The organism is Pelagerythrobacter marinus (assembly GCF_009827515.1).
Taxonomy (GTDB): domain Bacteria; phylum Pseudomonadota; class Alphaproteobacteria; order Sphingomonadales; family Sphingomonadaceae; genus Pelagerythrobacter; species Pelagerythrobacter marinus.
This window is the reverse complement of sequence record NZ_WTYO01000003.1, coordinates 156,379-177,606: the sequence shown is the minus strand read 5'-3', so window position 1 is coordinate 177,606 and position 21,228 is coordinate 156,379. Positions and strand designations below refer to the sequence as shown.

At 69.9% G+C, this 21,228-nt stretch carries 20 protein-coding genes; 13 read left to right on the top strand and 7 right to left on the bottom strand.

All coding sequences use genetic code 11. From position 1 onward, the window contains the following. Positions 1-67 precede the first annotated feature (67 nt). Positions 68-937, bottom strand: a complete 870-nt coding sequence (locus tag GRI72_RS07920; protein ID WP_202389016.1) for a BON domain-containing protein — start codon at positions 935-937, stop codon at positions 68-70. Between the two features lie 242 nt (positions 938-1,179). Here GRI72_RS07920 and GRI72_RS07915 point away from each other — a divergent pair, with 242 nt between their 5' ends. Beyond that, positions 1,180-3,642 (top strand): ligase-associated DNA damage response DEXH box helicase, encoded by a 2,463-nt coding sequence (locus GRI72_RS07915; protein ID WP_160733373.1) that lies wholly within the window; start codon positions 1,180-1,182, stop codon positions 3,640-3,642. 18 nt (positions 3,643-3,660) lie between these two features. Here GRI72_RS07915 and GRI72_RS07910 read toward each other — a convergent pair whose 3' ends face one another. The 5 genes from GRI72_RS07910 to GRI72_RS07890 form a co-directional block, all read right to left on the bottom strand. Continuing rightward, positions 3,661-4,107 carry an ExbD/TolR family protein gene (locus tag GRI72_RS07910; RefSeq protein ID WP_160733372.1) on the bottom strand — a complete coding sequence of 149 codons (447 nt, stop codon included), beginning with the start codon at positions 4,105-4,107 and terminating at the stop codon, positions 3,661-3,663. 160 nt (positions 4,108-4,267) lie between these two features. Next, complete coding sequence (locus tag GRI72_RS07905; protein ID WP_160733371.1) at positions 4,268-4,714, bottom strand: ExbD/TolR family protein; 447 nt, start codon at positions 4,712-4,714, stop codon at positions 4,268-4,270. Between the two features lie 30 nt (positions 4,715-4,744). Next, positions 4,745-5,278 carry an ExbD/TolR family protein gene (locus GRI72_RS07900; RefSeq protein ID WP_202389015.1) on the bottom strand — a complete coding sequence of 178 codons (534 nt, stop codon included), beginning with the start codon at positions 5,276-5,278 and terminating at the stop codon, positions 4,745-4,747. Positions 5,279-5,352: 74 nt separating this feature from the next. Continuing rightward, positions 5,353-6,147, bottom strand: a complete 795-nt coding sequence (locus tag GRI72_RS07895; protein ID WP_160733370.1) for a MotA/TolQ/ExbB proton channel family protein — start codon at positions 6,145-6,147, stop codon at positions 5,353-5,355. A 78-nt stretch (positions 6,148-6,225) separates the two neighbouring features. Continuing rightward, positions 6,226-6,897, bottom strand: a complete 672-nt coding sequence (locus GRI72_RS07890; protein WP_202389014.1) for an energy transducer TonB — start codon at positions 6,895-6,897, stop codon at positions 6,226-6,228. 336 nt (positions 6,898-7,233) lie between these two features. Here GRI72_RS07890 and GRI72_RS07885 point away from each other — a divergent pair, with 336 nt between their 5' ends. Both GRI72_RS07885 and GRI72_RS07880 read left to right on the top strand, forming a co-directional pair. Beyond that, positions 7,234-8,097, top strand: coding sequence for a hypothetical protein (locus GRI72_RS07885; RefSeq protein ID WP_160733369.1), 864 nt, complete (start codon positions 7,234-7,236; stop codon positions 8,095-8,097). 89 nt (positions 8,098-8,186) lie between these two features. Next, positions 8,187-9,497 (top strand): homoserine dehydrogenase, encoded by a 1,311-nt coding sequence (locus tag GRI72_RS07880; protein ID WP_160733368.1) that lies wholly within the window; start codon positions 8,187-8,189, stop codon positions 9,495-9,497. A gap of 4 nt (positions 9,498-9,501) precedes the next feature. Here GRI72_RS07880 and GRI72_RS07875 read toward each other — a convergent pair whose 3' ends face one another. Continuing rightward, the gene (locus GRI72_RS07875; RefSeq protein ID WP_160733367.1) at positions 9,502-10,038 is read right to left on the bottom strand and encodes a hypothetical protein; all 537 of its coding nucleotides are present in this window, start codon (positions 10,036-10,038) and stop codon (positions 9,502-9,504) included. A gap of 56 nt (positions 10,039-10,094) precedes the next feature. Between GRI72_RS07875 and glpX the strand changes: the two genes are divergently transcribed. The 10 genes from glpX (at position 10,095) to GRI72_RS07825 (ending at position 21,124) form a co-directional block, all read left to right on the top strand. Further along, positions 10,095-11,078, top strand: a complete 984-nt coding sequence (gene glpX, locus GRI72_RS07870; protein ID WP_160733366.1) for a class II fructose-bisphosphatase — start codon at positions 10,095-10,097, stop codon at positions 11,076-11,078. 133 nt (positions 11,079-11,211) lie between these two features. Continuing rightward, positions 11,212-12,147 carry a ribose-phosphate pyrophosphokinase gene (locus tag GRI72_RS07865; protein ID WP_160733365.1) on the top strand — a complete coding sequence of 312 codons (936 nt, stop codon included), beginning with the start codon at positions 11,212-11,214 and terminating at the stop codon, positions 12,145-12,147. A 9-nt stretch (positions 12,148-12,156) separates the two neighbouring features. Further along, the gene (gene hisN / locus GRI72_RS07860; protein ID WP_160733364.1) at positions 12,157-12,945 is read left to right on the top strand and encodes a histidinol-phosphatase; all 789 of its coding nucleotides are present in this window, start codon (positions 12,157-12,159) and stop codon (positions 12,943-12,945) included. Between the two features lie 49 nt (positions 12,946-12,994). Beyond that, the gene (locus tag GRI72_RS07855; RefSeq protein WP_160733363.1) at positions 12,995-15,013 is read left to right on the top strand and encodes a sulfatase-like hydrolase/transferase; all 2,019 of its coding nucleotides are present in this window, start codon (positions 12,995-12,997) and stop codon (positions 15,011-15,013) included. A gap of 164 nt (positions 15,014-15,177) precedes the next feature. Then, on the top strand, positions 15,178-15,381 hold the full coding sequence (rpmI, locus tag GRI72_RS07850) for a 50S ribosomal protein L35 (protein WP_160733362.1): 204 nt from the start codon (positions 15,178-15,180) through the stop codon (positions 15,379-15,381). 29 nt (positions 15,382-15,410) lie between these two features. Further along, a complete protein-coding gene (rplT, locus tag GRI72_RS07845; RefSeq protein WP_160733361.1) occupies positions 15,411-15,770 on the top strand; it encodes a 50S ribosomal protein L20 in 360 nt (119 codons plus the stop codon). A gap of 200 nt (positions 15,771-15,970) precedes the next feature. Continuing rightward, complete coding sequence (locus GRI72_RS14920) at positions 15,971-16,828, top strand: helix-turn-helix domain-containing protein (RefSeq protein ID WP_160733360.1); 858 nt, start codon at positions 15,971-15,973, stop codon at positions 16,826-16,828. A gap of 59 nt (positions 16,829-16,887) precedes the next feature. Continuing rightward, complete coding sequence (pheS, locus tag GRI72_RS07835; protein ID WP_160733359.1) at positions 16,888-17,988, top strand: phenylalanine--tRNA ligase subunit alpha; 1,101 nt, start codon at positions 16,888-16,890, stop codon at positions 17,986-17,988. Next, entirely contained in the window at positions 17,985-20,375 is a 2,391-nt protein-coding gene (pheT, locus tag GRI72_RS07830; protein WP_160733358.1) for a phenylalanine--tRNA ligase subunit beta, read from the top strand. Before pheS ends, pheT begins: the two co-directional genes overlap by 4 nt. Continuing rightward, entirely contained in the window at positions 20,372-21,124 is a 753-nt protein-coding gene (locus tag GRI72_RS07825; protein ID WP_160733357.1) for an SDR family NAD(P)-dependent oxidoreductase, read from the top strand. Before pheT ends, GRI72_RS07825 begins: the two co-directional genes overlap by 4 nt. The last annotated feature ends 104 nt before the right edge of the window (positions 21,125-21,228 follow it).

Genomic DNA, 21,228 nt, shown 5'->3' with positions numbered 1-21,228 from the left:
CGGAACGAGAGAGGGGGGAGAGGGGCAGGCGCCCCGTCTCCCCCCCTTTTCGGCCCGCAGGAATGTCTCAGCCTTCGGCCGAGCGGGATTCGCCCGTTTCCGCGCGCTGTTCGCGCACGCTGACGCGCAAGTTGTTCTGCACGTGGTTGACGCCCGAAACCCAGTCGGCGCGGTCCTCCGCCCGGCGCTTCTCGAACCGGTTGGCGATCGTGCCGTCGAGCGTGACCTCCCCGTCCTTGACCGTGACCTGGATGTTGCGCGCGTCGAGCTCGCGATCGTCGGTCAGCGCGTCGCACACGTCCTCCAGGATGCGTTCGTCGGACCGGGTATAGTTCGCCGGGCCGCGGCCCCGATGGTCCATCTGCCGGCGGCGGGCGGCATCCTCGTCGCCGAACCAGCTGGCCACTTCGTCCCCGGCCTTCTCCAGGAAGCCGCGATCTTCATACCTGTCGGTATGGCCGGGGTGCGGCGCGGCGTCGTACCGGCCCGAGGCGTAGTCGGCCGAATAGCCGCCCAGTCCGGGGCCGTAGCCGCCATAGGGCCGGCGGGCGCCGGCCACGAAGTCCGCCCCGCCCTGGTCGTTGCCGGTGAAGCTGTTGAACCCGCGCCCTTCGCGCGCGTCGAAGCGCGAGGGGCCGAAGCTGGAGCCATAGTCGGACTGGCGCGGGCGATCCGCCTCGCGCCGGCCGCGCTCGGCATGGCGGCCATAGTCGCGCGAGCGATCGGCATACGGATCCCCGCGATAGGGGGCCTGGTCGCCCATCTGGCCGCCCTGCCAGTCGTCGTGGCGGCCTTCGGCATAGCCCTGCTGGCCGAAGTCGTCGGCCGCGAACTGGTCGGCCTGGCGGTAATAGCTGTCGTGTTCGCGATAGCGGTCGTTCTCGTGGCGCCGCGGATCGTCGCGATAGCGCCGGCGGTCGTCGTTTCGATAAGCCATGGTGAAGCATCTCCTGCCTGGTGTGAAACAGCGATTGGTCTGGCGCGGAAAGAGGCCTTGCGACCCCCTGCCGCGACACCCTGTTGCGTTGAATCAACGCGCGGCCGGCGCGATCGTTGCGTCGGCTGGGCGCGGAGAGGCGACGGCCCGGCGCAGCGGCACCGGCCGGGCCAGGCGCGGAACCTTTCGTGTCGCCGCGATATCTGCTGGAGTGACCGCGATGCGCACCCCCGGCCCGATCGATGCCTGAAGCGGCCGTTCCGCCCGAGGTGGAAAGCTGGTTTTCCGGCCGCGGCTGGCGCGTGCGGCGCCACCAGGCGGAGATGCTGGCAGCGGCCGATGCCGGGCGGCATGCCCTGCTGGTGGCGGACACCGGCGCGGGCAAGACGCTCGCCGGCTTCCTTCCGACCCTGGCCGATTTCTGCCCCTCGCGCCTCGGCGCTGCGCCCGCGCCCGACGGGCTGCACACGCTCTACGTCTCGCCGCTGAAGGCCCTGGCGCACGATGTCCAACGCAACCTCCTCGCCCCGGTGGAGGACATGGGGCTTCTCCTGCGGATCGAAACGCGCAGCGGCGACACGCCCGCCGATCGCAAGCGGCGGCAGCGCGGGCGCCCGCCGCATGTCCTGCTGACGACGCCCGAATCGCTGTCGCTCCTGCTCAGCTATCCCGAAAGCCTGGAGATGTTCGCCGGCCTGCGGCGGGTGGTGATCGACGAAGTCCATGCTTTCGCGACGGGGAAGCGGGGCGACCTGCTGGCGCTCGCGCTCGCGCGCCTCCAGGCGATTGCGCCGCAGATGCAGCGCGCGGCCCTTTCGGCCACCGTCGCCCGGCCCGAGGGCTACCGCGAATGGCTGGCCCCCTGGGGCGAGATCGAGACGGTCAGCCTGGTCGAGGGGGAGCCGGGGGCGCCGGCCGAAGTGGAGATCCTCCTGCCCGAGGAAGAGCGCGTGCCCTGGGGCGGGCACGCCGGGCGCTGGGCGATCCCGCAGCTCTATGACCAGATCCGTCGCAACCGGACCACGCTTGTCTTCACCAACACCCGGTTCCTGGCCGAATTCGTGTTCCAGCTGCTGTGGGACGTGAACGAGGACAAGCTGCCGATCGGCATCCACCACGGATCGCTGGCGAAAGAGGCGCGGCGCAAGGTCGAAGGGGCGATGGCCCGGGGGGAACTGCGCGCGCTGGTGGCCACGGCCAGCCTGGACTTGGGGGTGGACTGGGGCGACATCGACTGCGTCGTCCAGATGGGGGCGCCCAAGGGTTCCAGCCGGCTGCTGCAGCGCATCGGCCGGGCCAACCACCGCCTCGACCAGCCGAGCCGGGCGATCCTGGTCCCGGGCAACCGCTTCGAATTCCTCGAGGCCACCGCGGCGAAGGAGGCCGTGGACGAGGGGCGGCGCGACGGCGACGATTTCCGGCCGGGCGGGCTCGATGTCCTGGCGCAGCACGTCATGGCCTGCGCCTGTGCCGCGCCGTTCGACGAGGCGGCCCTGCTGGCCGAGATCCGCTCCAGCCTCGCATACGCCTGGGTCGACGAAGCGGTGTGGCAGCGCGTGCTCGGCTTCGTCGAGAGCGGCGGCTATGCCCTGCGCGCTTACGACCGGTTCAAGCGGATCGTGCGCGACGCGGCGGGCACCTGGCGCCTGACGCACCCCGAACAGGCGCAGCGACACCGGATGAACGCCGGGATCATCGTCGATTCGGAAATGCTCACCGTCCGGTTCCGCAACGGCCGCCAGCTGGGCAAGGTGGAGGAACGGTTCGCGGCGACCCTTTCGCCCGGCGACACGTTCTTCTTCGCCGGGACGAGCCTGGAGGTCGAGCAGATCAAGGACATGGACGTGATCGTGCGCGCCGCCCGCGCCTCGGCGACGATCCCTTCCTACGGCGGGCAGCGCCTGCCGCTGACGACCCACCTGGCGGACCGGGTGCGGGCCATGCTGGTCGATCGCGCCGGCTGGGCGCGCTTTCCCGACGACGTGCGCGAATGGCTGGAAGTGCAGGACTGGCGCAGCCGCCTGCCCGGACCGGGCGAACTGCTGGTGGAAAGCTTCCCCCACGCGCGCAAGCACTACAGCGTCTATTACACGTTCGAAGGCTGGAACGCGAACCAGAGCCTGGGGATGCTGATCACGCGCCGGATGGAAGATCGCGGGCTGGCGCCCGGCGGCTTCGTCGCGAACGACTATTCGCTGGCGGTCTGGGGCCTGAAGCCGGTGGCCGATCCGGCCCCGCTGCTCTCGCCCGACATCCTCGCGCACGAGTTCGTCGAATGGGTCACCGATTCGCACCTGCTGCGCCGCGCCTTCCGCGAGGTCGCGGTGATCGCGGGGCTGGTCGAACGGCAGCATCCCGGCAAGCGCAAGACGGGCAAGCAGGTGACCTTCTCGACCGACCTGATCTACGATGTCCTGCGCAAGTACGAGCCGGAACATGTCCTGCTCGAAGCCGCATGGGCCGATGCCCGCGCGCGCCTCACCGATGTCGGCCGGCTGGCGGACCTGCTCGAACGCTCGGCCGAACAGCTCGTGCATGTCGAACTCGACCGGGTCAGCCCGCTGGCGGTGCCGGTCATGACGATGATCGGGCGCGAGGCCATGCCGCAGGGCGCGGTGGACGAAGAGCTGCTGCTCGAAGCCGAAACGCTGGCGGCGGAGGCGATGCGGGTCGACCCGGCCGAGGACGAAATCGACCGGGCCTGACCGGTTTCCCGGCTCCGATCAGCGGGCGCCGAATGTCCGGTACTTCTCGTTCCCGACGAAGCCGAACCGCGTGACGCCAGACCGTTCGACCAGCCGCAGCACCCGGGCGGAGGCCTGGTAGCTGGCCGATGCCGCCGGCTCGAACTGGAGCTCCGGCTCCTGCGGGAGATCGCGCGCGGCGACGAGCAGCGCGGCGAGCTGGCTTTCGCCGACGATGCTGCCGTTCCAGGCGAGCCGGTCCGCCCCGTCGATCGTGAGCCGGTTGACCGTGGGATCGACTGCCGGACAGTCGGCGCAGTCGCGCGGCAGGTCCATGTCCACCGAATGGGTGGCGACCGGAATCGTGATGACGAACATGATCAGCAGGACGAGCAGGACGTCGATCAGCGGCGTCGTGTTCATTTCTGCCATCGGGGCGTGATCGGCCCGGGCGCGGTCTGGTACGGCGTGGTCGGGTTGGGGCATGCGTGCTCTCCCTCTCGCAACCCTCCCGCCGGGGGCATCGTAGCATGATTCGCGCCGGTTCGCGACACACGCCGCCGGATGCTGCCGCGAGCACGCCCGACACGAAAAAGGGGGCGGATCGCTCCGCCCCCTTTCGCTGTCCGGTAAGGAACCGTTTCGGTCAGGCGCCGGCCGGCGCGCCGAAGGTCCGGTACTTCTCGTTGCCGACGAAGCCGAACTTGGTGACGCCTGAACCCTTGATGATGTTCAGCACTTTCACCGAGAGGTCGTAGCTGGCGTACTGTTCCGGTTCGAACTGAAGCTCGGGCTCCGGCTCGATCGTCTTGCTGATCTCCAGGTTGCGAACCAGCTCGCCCTGGTCGATCGCGTCGCCGTTCCAGAGGATCTCGCCCGCCTGGGTGATGACGATCTTGTTCTTGATCGGATCGATCTGGTCTTCCGGCGGCGGGTTGGGGTTCGGCGCCGGGAGGTCGATGTCGACCGAGTGGGTCGCCACCGGGATGGTGATGATGAACATGATGAGGAGCACGAGCATGACGTCGATCAGCGGCGTCGTGTTCATTTCCATCATCGGTGAGCCGTCGTCGCGGCCGCCTGACATTGCCATGGTGGGCTACTCCTGTGTCCTTGCGCCCGATCAGCCGTTGGGGTCGACCGGGTTGGAGATGAATCCGACGGTCGGATAGCCGGCCGCCTGCACGTTGTAGATCGTGCCGGCGATGCACTGCCACGGGGCGTTCACGTCGCCGCGGATGTGCACCTGCGGGATCTTGTCCGGATCGTCCATGATCGCATCGGCGCCGCCGGCGCGCTGGACGATCGCGTCGAGCCGTTCGAACGCGCGGTCGTAGAGTTCCTGCGAATCCACGGCGGTCGTGTTGTTGAAGTAAACGCGGCATTCGCCCTCGCGGGCGGCCCCTTCGTAGCCGGGTTCGCCGGCACTGCGTCCCGCGGCGTCGGTCGTGCTGACCGTGAGCTGCAGGTTTTCGACCTTGTCCTTCGATTCGGTCGATTCAAACACCGGGATGCGCAGCTTCTCGATCGTCTGGATCGCGACCGGAACCGCGATCAGGAAGATGATGAGGAGCACCAGCATCACGTCCACCAGCGGCGTGGTGTTGATGTCCGACATCGGCGTTTCCTGGCCGCCGCCTCCCATCGAAATCGCCATGGCTATATCCTATCCAACTATTCCGTTTGCCTGGGTCGCCGGGCCGGAACGTTCCGGCCCGGCGGCTAGGCTTTTCAGCGCTTCGGCGCGGCGGTGGTGGCCGGCTTGCTGGCCGGGGCAGTGGCCGCGGCCTTGCCCGACTGCTGGGTCGAGGTCTTGGTCATCACGGCCGGCTTCACCGCACCCTTCGAATTGATGTTCGCGAGGATGTCGGTCGAGAAGCCCGAGAGCAGCTCGGCGATGCGCTTGTTGCGGCTCTGCAGCCAGTTGTAGGCCAGCACGGCCGGGACGGCGACGAGCAGACCGATGGCGGTCATGATCAGGGCTTCACCGACCGGGCCGGCGACCTTGTCGATCGAGGCCGAGCCCGCGATGCCGATGTTGATCAGCGCGCGGTAGATGCCGATGACGGTCCCGAGCAGACCGACGAACGGCGCGGTCGCACCGACGGTCGCGAGGAACGGCAGGCCGCCGGCGAGCTTGGCATTGATGGTCGCTTCCGAACGGGCGAGCGAGCCGTGCAGCCAGTCGTGCGCCTCGAGGCTGTCGGTCATCTTCGTGTGGGCTTCCTCGGCGGCGAGGCCGTCGTCGACCAGCTGGCGCCAGGCGCTGTTCTTGTCGAGCTTGGTCGCGCCTTCGCGCAGCGAGCCGGCTTTCCAGAACTGCGTGCGCACGTTCTTGTACTGGTTGAAGATCTTCTGCTGTTCGAGAAGCTTGGTGATCAGGATGTAGAACGAGCCGACCGACATGATCACGAGCACGCCGAAGATCGACCAGGCGATCAGGCCGCCCTGGTTCATGGCTTCCCAGAAGCCGAAGGAGTTCTGCGGAGCAGCTTCACCCGCCGCGGCAAGAAGTTCGATAAGCATTGCGAAAGTCCTCTCAGAAAGAAGCGAATTGGGAAGGAGTTACCGTGTCGCGCGCCCGGCGCGCGACACGGAATATCGTTAGTCCGGTATCTGCCAGCGGACGGTGCTCGAGTACGAGCCGGCCACTTCGTCGCCGTTGCCGTCGGTCGCCGGGCGGAAGCGGGCACGCCGTTCGATCAGGCGGCATGTCGCGTCCTTCAGCTCCTGCGGCGCGGTGCCTCCGGTAACCGAGCAGGATTCGACCCGGCCATTGGTGCCCACGCGAACGGTGAACGAGGCCGTGCCGCTGTACTCGCGGTTGATCCAGCTGCTGCGATAGTCGGAGTTCGTCACCCAGCTGCCCGGGTTGTTCCGCGGCTCCGCGGCCTTCGGCTGCACCCGCGGCGGGGGCGGCGGGGGCGGCGGTGCGGGCGGGGCCGGCGGCGGCACGCGCAGGACCGGCGGCGCAGGCGGCGGAATCGTCGGCTGCGTGCGGATCGGCGGCGGAGCCGGCGCGATGCTGATTGGCGGCGGAGGAGCCACGGGCGGCGGCGGGGCCGTATCGGGCTCGGGCGGTGGGGGCGGTTCGTCTTCCGGTTCGGGGGGCGGCGGTTCGTCGATATCGACCGTCGTCACACGCTCGACCACCTGGGTCACCGCCTCGTAGGCGAGACCGGTAATCAGCGCATACCCGACCAGAACATGGATGATCGCCACAATAATCAGGGCGACAATCCGGTTCCCGCTCATCTGTTGGTCAGCGTAGGCCATTCAGTCGCGTCACTCCATCGTCTCACGCCGGGGCAGACCCGGCGACTCTCCTCACGACAAGCAAATCCCTTGCCAGAGGGCAATCCCAATTGTCCACCCTGCCGGCGCTACGGCGACGCGTAGGCCAAATCGGACCCAGCGCCGCTTGGCCAGCATGGGCCCGCCCAAGGCGTTTTATCGTGTCATTACCTCGGGCTGGCGCGACCATTAGCTGCGATACCCGGGGCGCGCAAACGCTTTTCCGGTTAACCCCGGATTCACGCCGGCAAGTCTTGGAACGTCCGAGGCACGAATCGGTTCACGAAGTTGCGATCCGATGTCACGATTGGATTAGAAATGACCCATACCCGATCCCCGAAGACGTTCACCCTCGGGCTGGCAGCCGGGCTTGCCCTTGCCGGCGCGCTTGCCCCGGCAGGCGCCGCGGCGCAGCCGGCCGCGGTTCCCGCTAAAGGCGGCGGGCCGACTTACGCCGACCTCGCCGACCTGGCCGACCCGGCCGACCTGGTGATCCGCGCCGAGGTCCGCCGCCAGGCACTCCTCAAGCCGGAACGCGCGCCGAACGTGCGGCCGGGCTACGGGCGCCTCTATGTCGAGGCGCGCACGACCGCGCTGATCGCGGGCAATGCGCCGATCGGCGAATCGATCCGCTACCTCGTCGATGTCCCGCTCGATGAAGACGGCGATCCGCCCCGGCTGAAGCGGGAGGAGGTGATCCTCTTCGCCCGCCCCGGGGGCCGCCCGGGCGAGATCCAGCTGGTCGCCCCCGGCGCGCAGCTGCTGTGGAGCGAGCCGCTCGAGGCCCGCCTGCGCCCGATCCTGGCCGAGCTCTCGGCGCCCGACGCCCCGCCCTCGGTCACCGGGGTGCGCGATGTCCTGTCGATGCCGGGCAACCTCGCCGGCGAATCGGAAACGCAGATGTTCCTCAACACCAATGGCCAGGGGCCGGTCTCGATCACCGTCGTGCGCCGCCCCAACATGGCGCCGGTGTGGGGCGTTTCCTGGACCGAGATCGTCGACCAGGCCGCCCGCCCGCCGGCGCGCGACACGCTCGCCTGGTATCGCATCGCCTGCTTCCTCCCGCGCGAGCTGCCGGCCGAGGCGAACATCGCGCAGGACGCGCGATCGCGCGCGCAGGCGGCGGAAGATTTCGCCTTCGTCCGGCAGAGCATTGGCGCCTGCCCCCGCAACCGCAACTAGCGCCGCCCCAAGCGAATCTGGCTCCCAAGCGGCGCCGCGGCGGGCTAGGGGCGCGGGCATGAAACCTGCCAAACGCACCCCCCGCTCCGATGGCTGAGCCGCTGCGAATCGCCCTCGCCGGGCTCGGCACCGTCGGGGCGGGCGTCATCCGCCTGCTCGATACCAACGCCGCCCTGCTGCGCGCCCGCGCCGGGCGCGAACTGCAGGTCGTCGCCGTCAGCGCGCGCGACCGCGACAAGGATCGCGGCGTCGACCTGGCGCGGTTCGACTGGCACGACGACATGACCGAAATGGCCGCGCGCGACGACGTCGATGTCGTGGTCGAACTCGTCGGCGGTGCGGACGGCCCCGCGCTCACCCTGGCGCGCGGCGCGCTGGGGGCGGGCAAGGCGCTGGTGACGGCCAACAAGGCGATGATTGCCCATCACGGCCAGGCCCTTGCCGAGACGGCGGAGAATGCCGGGCTCGCGCTGAAGTTCGAAGCCGCTGTGGCCGGCGGTATCCCGGTCGTGAAGGCGCTGCGCGAAGGCGCGGCGGCCAACGCGATCGAGCGCATCTACGGCATTCTCAACGGCACCTCGAACTACATCCTCTCGACGATGGAAGCGAGCGGGGCGGACTTCGGCGAAACCCTCGCCGAGGCGCAGCGCCAGGGCTATGCCGAGGCCGATCCGGCCTTCGACATCGAGGGGACCGACGCCGCGCACAAGCTGGCGATCCTGGCCGCCATCGGCTTCGGCGCACGGGTCGACTTCGCCGGCGTCTCCTGCGAGGGGATCGCCGCGATCCGGGCGGAGGACATCGCCCGCGCCGACACGCTCGGTTACGTCGTGCGGCTGATCGGGATGGCCGACCTGGAGGGCGGCGAAGACGGCGCACCGGCCCTGTTGCAGCGGGTGAAGCCGTGCCTCGTGCCCAAGGGCCACCCGCTGGCCCACGTGACCGGCCCGACCAACGCGGTCGTGGCGGAAGGCAATTTTTCCGGCCGCCTGCTGTTCCAGGGCGCCGGCGCCGGGGCCGGGCCCACCGCGAGCGCGGTCGTGGCCGACCTGATCGACATCGCGCGCGGCGAGATCGGGGCGCCGTTCTCGATCCCCTCGGCCCAGATGACGCCGATGGCCAGGGCCGAGGCCGGGCACCGCACGGGGCGGACCTACTTGCGCTTTACCGTCGCCGACCGGCCGGGCGTCCTCGCCGAGATGACCGCCGCGATGCGCGATGCGGGCGTTTCGATCGAGAGCCTGATCCAGCAGGGGCGGCAGGAAGAAGGCGGCGAAGTCCTGGTCGCGATGGTCGCGCACGAGGGGCCGCAGCGCAATGTCGAGCGCGCGCTCGAGCTCCTGCGCGGTTCGGACAGCCTGACCGCCCCGCCGCTGTCGATGCAGATCCTCGAAGGCTGAGCGGTCAGTCCGGCCTCGCCGGCGGCGCGTCGCCGGCGGTTTCGGCTTCCCCCGGCGGCGCGGGCGTGAATTCCCCGTCGTAACCGCGCGGTGCCAGCCCGCGCGCGGCGCGATCGGCATCGGAGCCGGGCGGGGCCTCGGGCAGTTCGTCGAAATCGACCATGTGCGCCGGCGGCGGCGGGCAGGGCGGGATCACGCAGAGCCCGGAGACCGTTGCCGGCCCCTGGAAGATACCCGGCCCGGAGACGTCGGGCGCGGGCGGGTTGCCCTTGTTCATCGTCGCCGCGGCATATTCGTCCTCGGCCTCCTCGTCCGACCGGATGCGGAACTGCGACTGTTCCTCCAGCCGCGCGCAGACGACGATCTCGTTGCCTTCGGGCTGCTCGCAATCGGGCTGCGGGGGCGAAGGCGGCGGCGGCCCGTAAATCTCGCGGACCGCCTCGAACGCCTCGTCGAGCTGGTCGGGCTCCGCCTCCTGGGCGGCCAGCGGTGCCGCCCCCGCGACGAGGGCCAGCGCGAAAGACAGCTGTATTCTCGACATTCCCGCTCCCGCTGGCTAAGCGCCCTGCCAAGCACTCCCGGGGGACTGAATCCAGCATGAACACCGAAAATCCTGCCACCGGCTCGCAGCTCGATCGCGTCCTCGTGCTCGAACTGGTCCGCGTGACCGAGGCAGCCGCCGTCGCGGCCAGCAAGCTGATCGGCCGCGGCGACGAGAAGGCCGCCGATGCGGCCGCGGTGGAGGCCATGCGCAAGGCCTTCGACCAGCTCTATATCGACGGCACGGTCGTGATCGGCGAGGGGGAGCGCGACGAGGCGCCGATGCTCTACATCGGCGAGAAAGTCGGCGGCGCGCCGGGCAAGGGCCCGCGAATCGATATCGCGCTCGACCCGCTCGAGGGGACGACCATTACCGCCAAGGCCGGCCCCAACGCGCTGGCCGTTCTCGCCGCGGCGGAGGAAGGGTGCCTGCTCAACGCGCCCGATACCTACATGGACAAGCTGGCGGTCGGCCCCGGCTATCCCGAGGGGATCATCGACCTCGCCCGCAGCCCGAGCGACAACGTGCGCGCGGTGGCCGAGGCGAAGGGTGTCGAGCCGGGCGACATCATCGTCTGCGTGCTCGACCGGCCGCGCCACGCGGACCTGATCGCGGAGCTTCGCTCGCTCGGCTGCGGCGTGGTCCTGATCGGCGACGGCGACGTGGCCGGGGTGATCGCGACGACCGATCCGGAAACCACGATCGACATGTACATGGGGCAGGGCGGCGCGCCCGAAGGCGTCCTCGCCGCCGCCGCGCTGCGTTGCGTCGGGGGGCAGTTCAACGGCCGCCTGGTCTTCCGCAACGAGGACGAGAAGGCGCGCGCGCGCAAGTGGGGGATCGAGGATCTCGACCGGATCTACAAGCTGGAAGACCTGGCGAGGGGCGACTGCATCTTCGCCGCGACCGGCGTCACCTCGGGTTCGCTGCTCGACGGGGTCAAGCGGCTGCGCGGCGGCACGATGACGACCGAAAGCGTGGTCATGCGCGCCAGCAGCGGCACGGTGCGCTGGATCCGGGGCGAACATCGCCTGGGCTGACCTGCCCGGCCTGCCCGGGGATTTCTGCCCGCCGGTGCCCGCCTGCCGGGCCCCGCCTGTTGCAATCGCGTGACGCCGGGCTAAGCGGGGCGGAGCCGATTCCCGCCTCAGCAACCGAAGGGCACCCCTTTCCATGAAGATCATGTCCGGCAATTCGAACCTGCCGCTCGCACGCGCGATCGCGGCCTATCTCGAACTGCCGCTGACCGATGCCAGCGTGCGCCGATTCGCCGACGAGGAAGTCTTCGTCGAAATCCACGAGAACGTGCGCGGCGAAGACGTTTTCCTGATCCAGCCGACCAGCTTCCCGGCCAACGACAACCTGATGGAACTGCTGATCTGCATCGACGCGCTCAAGCGCGCATCGGCCAAGCGGATCACCGCCGTCGTGCCCTATTTCGGCTATGCCCGGCAGGACCGGAAGCCGGGGCCGCGCACGCCGATCTCGGCCAAGCTGGTGGCCAACCTGATCACCCAGGCCGGGGCGGACCGCGTGCTCGCGGTCGATCTCCACGCCGGGCAGATCCAGGGCTTCTTCGATATCCCCACCGACAACCTCTATGCGGCGCCGGTGATGGCGGCCGATATCCAGGCCCGCTACGGCGACCGGGACCTGATGGTCGTTTCCCCCGACGTGGGCGGCGTCGTGCGCGCCCGCGCGCTCGCCAAGCGGCTCGACAACGCGCCGCTGGCGATCGTCGACAAGCGCCGCGATCGCCCGGGCGAGAGCGAGGTCATGAACATCATCGGCCAGGTCAAGGGGCGGCACTGCATCCTGATCGACGACATCGTCGATTCGGGCGGGACGCTGTGCAACGCGGCGCAGGCGCTGCTGGACCAGGGCGCCAGCTCGGTCGCGGCCTATATCACCCACGGCGTGCTGTCGGGCGGCGCGGTCGCGCGGGTTGACGGTTCGATGCTGACCGAACTGGTCATCACCGACAGCATCCGCCCGACCGATGCCGCGCAGGACAGCGAGAAGATCCGCATCCTCACCATCGCGCCGCTGATCGGCGAAGCGGTGCGCCGGATCGCCGACGAAAGCTCCGTCTCCAGCCTGTTCGACTGAGCGGCCGCGATGCCGAGTGCTGCCGACCTTGCCCTTGCCAACCGGCTGGCGGACGCTGCCGGCGAGGCGATCCGCCCGCTGTTCCGCGGCGACTGGGCGGAAGAGCGCAAGTCCGATGCGACGTTCGTGACCGAGGCCGATCGCGCGGCCGAGGCGGCCATGCGCGCGATCATCGAAAGCGAGCGGCCCGACGACGGGATCATCGGGGAAGAATACGGCAACCGGAACCCCGGCGCGGGGCGCCAGTGGGCGCTCGACCCGATCGACGGCACGACCAGCTTCATCGCCGGGCGGCCGATCTTCGGCACGCTGATCGCGCTGATGGAAGGCGGCTGGCCGGTCATCGGCCTGATCGACCAGCCGATCCTGCGCGAACGCTGGGCGGCGCTGGTCGGCGCGGGGACGACCTTCAACGGGCAGCCCGCGCGCACCGCGCCCTGCCCGGACCTGTCCAATGCCGTGCTGGGAACGACCAGCCCGCATTGCTTCTCCGGCGAGCAGGTCGATGGCTTCATGGGCCTGGCGGGCAAGGTGGCCGAGCGCAAGATCGTCTATGGCGGCGATTGCTACAGTTACGGCCTGGTCGCATCCGGGCACATGGACATCGTGTGCGAGGCCGGCCTCAAGCTCCACGATTTCGCCGCGCTCATCCCGGTGGTCGAGGGGGCCGGGGGCACGATGTGCGACTGGCAGGGCGAACCGCTCAACGCCGATTCGGGGGGCGAGGTGATCGCGCTGGGCGATCCCGCCCGGCTCGAAGACGTGATCGAGGCCATGGCCGGGCACGATCACGGTTAGCACAATGCTAACCCTGCCGCGCTAGGTCGCTGCCAGTCCGGAGGGCGGGATGGCGATGGCAACGGCGGCGGAACGGCACGGGATCGATGGCACGCTTGCGCGCGCGGGAATGCGCGGGCTGCCCGTGCGCCTGCTCGCCTGGATGCCGCTCGCGGTCATGGTGGTGGTTTCGGCGATCGAGCTGGCGCTGGCCGATCGCAAGTATGGCCTGTTCAGCGGCGGTTTCGGGCAATCGCGCGCGGTCGATACCGCGGCCGAGCTGTTCCAGTTCGCCGTCGGCTACGCGCTCGCCCAGGCGCTCGTGGCCATGGCCGGCTGGCTCCTCGCGCTGCGCCTCGCGCGCGGGCGGCCGGGCTGGGCGGCGGCCTATGCCTTCGCGCTCGTCAACGGCGCGGGGTTCTGCCTCCTGCTCGCGGCGCAGTACCAGCTTCATTCCTATTTCAGCGACACGGTGAACTTCTCCCTCCTCAGCAAGCTCGGCGGGGGCAGCCTGGCCGACGCCCTGCTGTTCGCGGCGAGCGAGATCGGGATCGCGCTGGCCGGGCTGGCCGCGCTGGGCCTGGCGGCGTGGATCGTCTGGCGCATCGCCCTGCGGGCCCTGCCGGCCGGCATGGCGCCGCCGCAGCGGCCGCGCGCGGTCACGCTGGTCGCGCTCGCCTGCGCCTTCCTGGTGGCCGCGCAGGCCATCTTCGCGATCCGGTCCGACGCGGCTTTCGGGCTCGGGCGCACGCTCGCCTGGTCGGGCCTGGCCGCCGCGCTCGACCGGGCGACCGATTTCGACGGCGACGGCTACGGCCTGTTCGCGGTCCAGCGCGACGGGGCGCCTTTCGATGCCGCGCGCCATCCGCTCGCGCTCGACATTCCGGGCAACGGGATCGACGAGGACGGCTACGGCGGCGACCTCGCGCTCGTCCCCCTCGCCGCGCCGTTCGGTCCGCAAGCGTTCGTCGGGGACCGGCCCCATGTCGTCGTCGTCGTCATGGAATCGATGCGCGGCGACGTGCTGGGCAAGCGGGTCGACGGCAAGCCCGCTGCGCCCAACCTCGAGGCGCTGGCCGCCGCCGGCAGCGTGGCACAGCCCGCATACAGCCACGTCGGCTTCACCACCGAGAGCCTGAAATCGCTGTTCACCGGGCAGCTCGTGCCGCCGCCCGGCGCGCCGTCGCTGTTCCGCGACCTCAAGGCCAGCGGCTATCGCATCGGCGTGTTCTCCGGCCAGCCGGAGGATTTCGGCGACATCTCCGAAACGGTCGGCATGCGCGAGGCCACCGATGTCTATGTCGATGCCGAGGATCTGCGGGAAAAGCGCGCGTTCGATTTCGCGGCCAAGGGCAGCCTGCTGGTCGACGAAAGCCACCTGCTCGCGGCGTTCGACCGGACCCTGGGGGCGCAGGACTGGGACGCCGCGCCGCATTTCGTCTATTTCAATTTCCAGACCGCGCATTTCCCCTATCACCACGGTGACGTGGCTCCGCGCCTGGTCGAAGAACCGATCGCGCGCGGTGCCATCGGCGCCGACCGGGCGGCCGATGTCCAGGCGACGTACTGGAACGCGGTCGCCCATGCCGACGCGTGGCTGGGCGAAGTGATCGCGCGGCTGAAGGCGAAGGGGGCGTGGGAGGACACGATCCTGATCGTGACCGGCGACCACGGGGAAGACCTGTTCGAGGATGGATTCCTCGGCCACGGCCACGTGATCAACCACCGCCAGTTCGGCACGGTCGCGGTCGCCAACCGGCCGGGCGTTCTGCCGCGCGGCCCGATCGGCTTGGCGGACTATCGCGCGATCCTGGCCGCGGCGATCCGCGGCGAGGCGCCGCCGGCGCCGGTGGCCGCGCCTTTCCTCCACATCGGGCCGCTGTCGGCGCCGACCGCGATCGGGCTGGCCGGCGAAGGCGATGAACTGACCAGCCTGCGGCTCGACACCGGCGAGGCGTGCCTCGTCGAACGGGGGGAATGCGCCCCGCACGAAAGCCTGCGCCCGGCCGCGCGGGCCCGCGTCGATGCGCTGATCGCGCGCTGGGGATCGGAACGCTGGCGCAGCCATCGCGCGCAGGCCGCGGACTGAGAGCGCGCGCGGCTCTGCCGCCCCCCCCCTCCCCCCGCGAATCGCTTGCCTTCCGGCGCGATTGCCACTAATGGCGCGCGCTTCACCGACACGCAGATATCTGCCGGTCTGGCCGAAAGGGCTGCCAGGGCTGGCTGGACGTGTTTCTGAAACAGGAGACGAAAATGCCCAAGCTGAAGACCAAGAGCGGCGTGAAGAAGCGCTTCAAGCTCACCGCCACCGGCAAGGTCAAGCATGGTGTCGCGGGCAAGCGCCACCGCCTGATCAGCCACAATGCCAAGTACATCCGCCAGAACCGCGGCACCACCGTCCTGTCCGAAGCGGACACCAAGACGGTGAAGAAGTGGGCGCCCTACGGCCTCGACTGAGCCCGTTCGACTTTCAGGAGTACTAGCACATGCCTCGCATCAAACGCGGCGTCACCACGCGCCAGAAGCACAAGCGGATCCTCGACCAGGCCAAGGGCTATCGCGGCCGCCGCAAGAACACGATCCGTATCGCTCGCCAGGCGGTCGAGAAGGCCGGGCAATACGCCTACCGCGACCGCAAGGTTAAGAAGCGGAATTTCCGCGCCCTGTGGATCCAGCGCATCAATGCCGCCGTCCGCGCCGAGGGCCTGACTTATTCGCAGTTCATGCACGGCGCCAAGCTCGCCGGCATCGAGCTGGATCGCAAGGTCATGGCCGACCTCGCGATGAACGAAGGCGGCGCGTTCAAGGCGATCATCGCGCAGGCCAAGAAGGCGCTGCCCGCCTGAGCCGCGCGAACCTGCACGACAGGGCCTGAAGGGGCGCGGGAAGCACGACGCTTTCCGCGCCCTTTTCCTGTCCACTCCGCGTCCGCTGCCCTCCGCCCGCGATCCGCCTTTGCCAAGGCGGCCCGGCTGGGGTATCCTCGCGCGCGGGGGAAATCACACGGGACATTTTCGTCGTGGCTTCGGCGCAATGCGAGATTGCGGTGCGGTTCCACGCACCGCCGGCCGACCTGGCACGGTTCTTCACGACGTTCTATCGCGTCGAGATCGTCGTGCCCGAGGGCGCGCGCGTGGCCGATGCGCTGCAGCCGGAATGGGCCAACCTGCGGTTCTTCGCCGGCGATTTCCCGGTCAGCCGGTCGGTCGCGGGCGACCGGGTCGCCGGGGCCGATTTCGTCGCCACCGGGCCGAGCAGCGGGCCGCTGGACTTCACCGTCGGGACGACGCGGCTCTGGGGCATCGGCCTGCTACCGCTGGGCTGGGCGACGTTCGTCGGCGAGCCGGCGCACCGGGCGGCCAACCGCGTGTTCGACGGGCGCCAGGCCCCGCCTTTCGCCGCGTTCGTTCCGCTGGCCGACGATCTCGCGGCGGACCCCGGGCGGGAAGAGGCGGAATATGCGCGGCTGGTGCAGTTCTTCCGTCACGAGGCGTCCCGCCACGGCGACGAGGACCCGCGCATTGCCGCGATCCACGCGATGCTCCTGGAAGAGGACGTCGGCGATGTCGCCGACATGGCCGAGCGGGCCGGGCTGACGACCCGCACGCTCGAGCGGCTGGCGCGGCGCGCCTTCGGCTTTCCGCCCAAGCTCCTGCTGCGGCGGCAACGCTTCATGCGCAGCCTCGCCAACTACATGCTCGACCCGCAGGCGGGCTGGAGCGGTTCGATCGATCGCGGGTACTACGACCAGTCGCACTTCGTGCGCGACTGCCACCGCTTCCTGGGCATGGCGCCGAGCGAATATGCCGCGATGGGCCACCCGGTCATGGCCAGTTTCGTGCGCGAACGGCACCGGCTTTACGGCAGTGCGGTGCAGACGCTCGACCGGCCATCCGCCGCCTGAGGGGCGGCGCGCCACATGCGCTTTGCCTCGCCGGCGATTTGCGCTAGCGGGCCGGTGCCATGAACGAACTGCAGACCCGCAAGGAGCAAGCGCTCGCCGCGATCGACGCCGCCGACACCGCCGACGCGGTCGAGGCCCTGCGCGTCGAGGCGCTGGGCAAGCAGGGCTGGATCAGCCAGCTGCTCAAGACGCTGGGCGCGATGACGCCCGAGGAACGGCAGGAACGCGCGCCCGCGATCCAGGCGGCGCGCGGCGAAGTCGCCGATGCCATTGCCGCGCGCAAGCAGGCGCTCGAGGCCGCCGCGCTCGAACGGCGGCTGGCGTCCGAGACGCTCGACCTGACGCTGCCCGCACCGGACACGCCGGCCGGCTCGGTCCACCCGGTCAGCCAGGTGATGGACGAACTGGCGGAGATTTTCGCCGATCTCGGCTTCTCGGTCGCCACCGGGCCCGAGATCGAGGACGACTGGCACAATTTCACCGCGCTCAACATGGCCGAAACCCACCCGGCGCGCGCGATGCACGACACGTTCTATTTCCCCGACCGCGATGCCGCGGGCAACCGGATGCTGCTGCGCACCCATACCTCGCCGGTCCAGATCCGCTCGATGAAGGAAGAAGGCGCGCCGATCCGCATCATCGCACCGGGACGGGTCTATCGCAGCGACAGCGACGCGACCCACACCCCGATGTTCCACCAGATCGAAGGGCTGGTGATCGACCGCGACATCCACCTCGGCCACCTCAAGTGGACGCTGGAGACTTTCCTCAAGGCCTTCTTCGAACGCGACGACATCGTCCTGCGCCTGCGCCCGAGCTATTTCCCCTTCACCGAACCTTCGGTGGAGGTCGACGTCGGGTGGCAGGACGTGAAGGGCCGCCGCGTGCTGGGCGGTGACGGCGATGCCCCGGGCCATGGCTGGATGGAACTTCTGGGCAGCGGCATGGTCAATGCCCGGGTGATCGAATTCGCCGGGCTCGACCCGGCCGAATGGCAGGGCTTCGCCTTCGGCGTCGGGGTCGATCGCCTCGCGATGCTCAAATACGGGATGGACGACTTGCGCGCCTTCTTCGATGGCGACCGGCGCTGGCTGGCGCACTACGGCTTTTCGCCGTTCGATCAGCCGACCCTGTCCGGCGGCGTGGGGGCACGGGCATGAAGTTCTCTCTCGAATGGCTGCACGATTTCCTCGAAACCGATGCCTCGGTGGCGCAGGTCGCCGCCGCGCTGAACGCGATCGGGCACGAGGTCGAAGGGATCGAGGACCCGACCGAAACGCTCGCCGGCTTTCGCGTCGCCGAAGTGCTGGAGGCCGCGCCCCACCCGGATGCGGACAAGCTCCAGGTCCTGTCCGTCTCGACCGGCGAGGGCGAGCCGATGCAGATCGTGTGCGGGGCGCCCAATGCGCGCGCCGGCATGAAGGGCGTGCTCGGCCTGCCGGGGGCAATCGTGCCCGCCAACGGGATGCGGCTGCGCAAGAGCGCGATCCGCGGCGTCGAATCGAACGGGATGATGTGTTCGGTGCGCGAGCTGGAGCTGGGCGACGAGCACAGCGGCATCATCGAGCTGCCCGAAGATGCCCCGGTCGGGGCCGATTTCGCCGCCTATCACGGCGCGAGCCCGGTGCTCGACGTGGCGATCACGCCCAACCGGCCCGATTGCATGGGCGTGATGGGGATCGCCCGCGACCTGGCCGCGGCGGGGATCGGCACGTTCCGCCTGCCGGCCCTCGCGCCGGTGACGGGCGAGGGCGCGTGCCCGGTCGAGGTCCGGATCGAGGATGCCGATGGCTGCCCGGCCTGGTATGGCCGGGTGATCCGGGGCGTCGCCAACGGCGCATCGCCCGAATGGATGCAGCGCCGCCTGCTTTCCGCAGGCCAGCGGCCGATCAGCGCGATCGTCGATGCGACCAATTACCTGATGTTCGCCTATGGCCGCCCGGCCCATGCCTACGATCTGGCCAAGCTGGCCGGACCGCTCGTCGCCCGTCGCGCGCGCGACGGGGAAAAGGTCCTGGCCCTGAACGAGAAGACTTATACCCTCGATCCCACGATGACCGTGATCGCCGACGATGCCGGCGTGCACGACATTGCCGGGATCATGGGCGGGGAACATTCGGGCGTCACGGCCGAAACGCGCGACATCGTGCTCGAGATCGCCTATTTCGATCCCGAGCATATCGGCGTTACCGGCCGCAAGCTCGGCCTTGCCAGCGATGCGCGGACGCGGTTCGAACGCGGGGTCGATCCCGCGTTCCTCGACGAGGGGCTGGCGCTCCTCACCGCGCTCATCGTCGAGACTTGCGGCGGCACGGCGAGCGAGGTCGTGCGCGCCGGCTCACCGCCCGACACGGCCCGCACGGTCGCGTTCGACCCCGGCCTCACCCGGCGCCTGGGCGGGGTCGAGATCGCGGCGGACGAACAGCGGCGCATCCTCGGTGCACTCGATTTCGCGGTCGGCGACGACTGGCAGGTCGCCTGTCCCGCCCGCCGGCACGACATCGAGGGGCCGGCCGACCTGGTCGAGGAAGTCGTGCGGATCCACGGCCTCGACAAGATCGAAAGCGTGCCCCTGCCGCGCGCGGAAGGCGTCGCGCAGCCCACGGCGACCCCGCTCCAGCAGCTCGAGCGCAAGGTTCGCCGCAGCGCGGCCGCGCGCGGGCTGAACGAAGCGGTCACCTGGTCATTCCTGCCCATGGCCGAAGCCGGCCATTTCGCCGACGGGCACGACCTGTGGGTGCTGGAAAACCCGATCAGCGAGGACATGAAGGCCATGCGCCCCTCGCTCCTGCCCGGGCTGCTGGCGGCGGCCAGGCGCAATGCCGATCGCGGCGCTGCCGGCAGTCGCCTGTTCGAGATCGGCCGCCGCTATTTCCGCGGGCCGGACGGTGCCAGCGACGAGAAGCCGACGCTCGGCCTCGTCCTCGCGGGCGAGAAGCGGGCCCGCGGCTGGGCCGGCGGCAAGGCGCAAGGCTTCGACGCCTACGACGCCAAGGCCGAGGCGCTGGCCCTTCTCGAGGCAGCGGGCGCGCCCGTCGGCAACCTGATGGTGATGGGCGAGGCGGGGCCGCAGTTCCATCCCGGCCAGTCGGCCACGCTGCGGCTCGGGCCGAAGAACGTGCTCGCGCGCTTCGGCACGCTCCACCCGAACACGCTGAAGGCGTTCGACATCGACGGGCCGGTCGTCGCGGCGGAGCTGTTCCTCGATGCCATTCCGGCGCGCAAGTCGGCCGCCGGGTTCGCCCGGCCCGCCTATGCCCCGCCCGCGCTGCAGGCGGTCATGCGCGATTTCGCCTTCCTCGTCCCGGCCGAGCTGGCCGCGGGCGACCTGGTGCGCGCGGTTCGCGGGGCGGACAAGGCGGCGATCGTGGACGCGCGCGTCTTCGACGTCTTCACCGGCCAGGGGGTCGAGCCCGGGCACAAGTCGGTGGCGGTCGAAGTCGTTCTGCAGCCGGGCGAGAAAAGCTTCACCGACGCCGAGATCAAGGCCATATCGGACAAGGTCGTCGCGGCGGCCGGCAAGCTGGGAGCGGAGCTGAGAGCATGAGCGGAACGGCACTGGTAACCGGCGCGACCGCCGGCATCGGGGAAGCCTGTGTGCGCCGGCTGGTCGCCGCCGGCTGGCGCTGCATCGCGACCGGGCGGCGCGCCGAGCGGCTGGAGGCGCTGGTGGCCGATCTCGGCGCGGACAAGGTCCATGCCGCGGTGTTCGACGTGCGCGACGAGGCCGCGCGCGACGCCGCGCTCGGCGACCTGCCCGGGGATTTTGCCGGAATCGACCTGCTGGTCAACAACGCCGGGCTGGCCCTGGGCACCGCGCCGGCGCAGGAGGCGCGCCTCGACGACTGGAAGACGATGATCGAGACCAACGTGACCGCGCTGGTTTCGCTGACGCACAAGCTGCTTCCCGCGCTGGTCGAGCGGCGGGGCGCGGTGATCAACATCGCCTCGGTCGCGGCGACGTATCCCTATGTCGGCGGCAACGTCTATGGCGGCACCAAGGCCTTCGTGCGCCAGTTCACGCTCGGCCTGCGCAGCGACCTGCACGGCACCGGCGTGCGGGTGACCTCGATCGAGCCGGGCATGGTCGAAACCGAGTTCACCCTGGTGCGGACCGGCGGCAACAGGGACGCCCACGATCGCCTTTACGGCGGGGCCGAGCCGATGACGGCCGACGACATCGCCGAAACGGTCTGCTGGGTGGCGGCGCGGCCGCCGCATCTCAACATCAACACGCTGGAGTTGATGCCCGTCAGCCAGAGCTACGCCGGGTTCCAGGTCGCGCGCGGGGACTGATCGGGCGGCCGAGCGCGGGACCGGGCGCGGAGACCGGACGCGGGGGGCGAGGGCCGGCCCGCCGGCCCCTTGGCGCATCTTCGGTGGACGAAACCGCGCGCTGC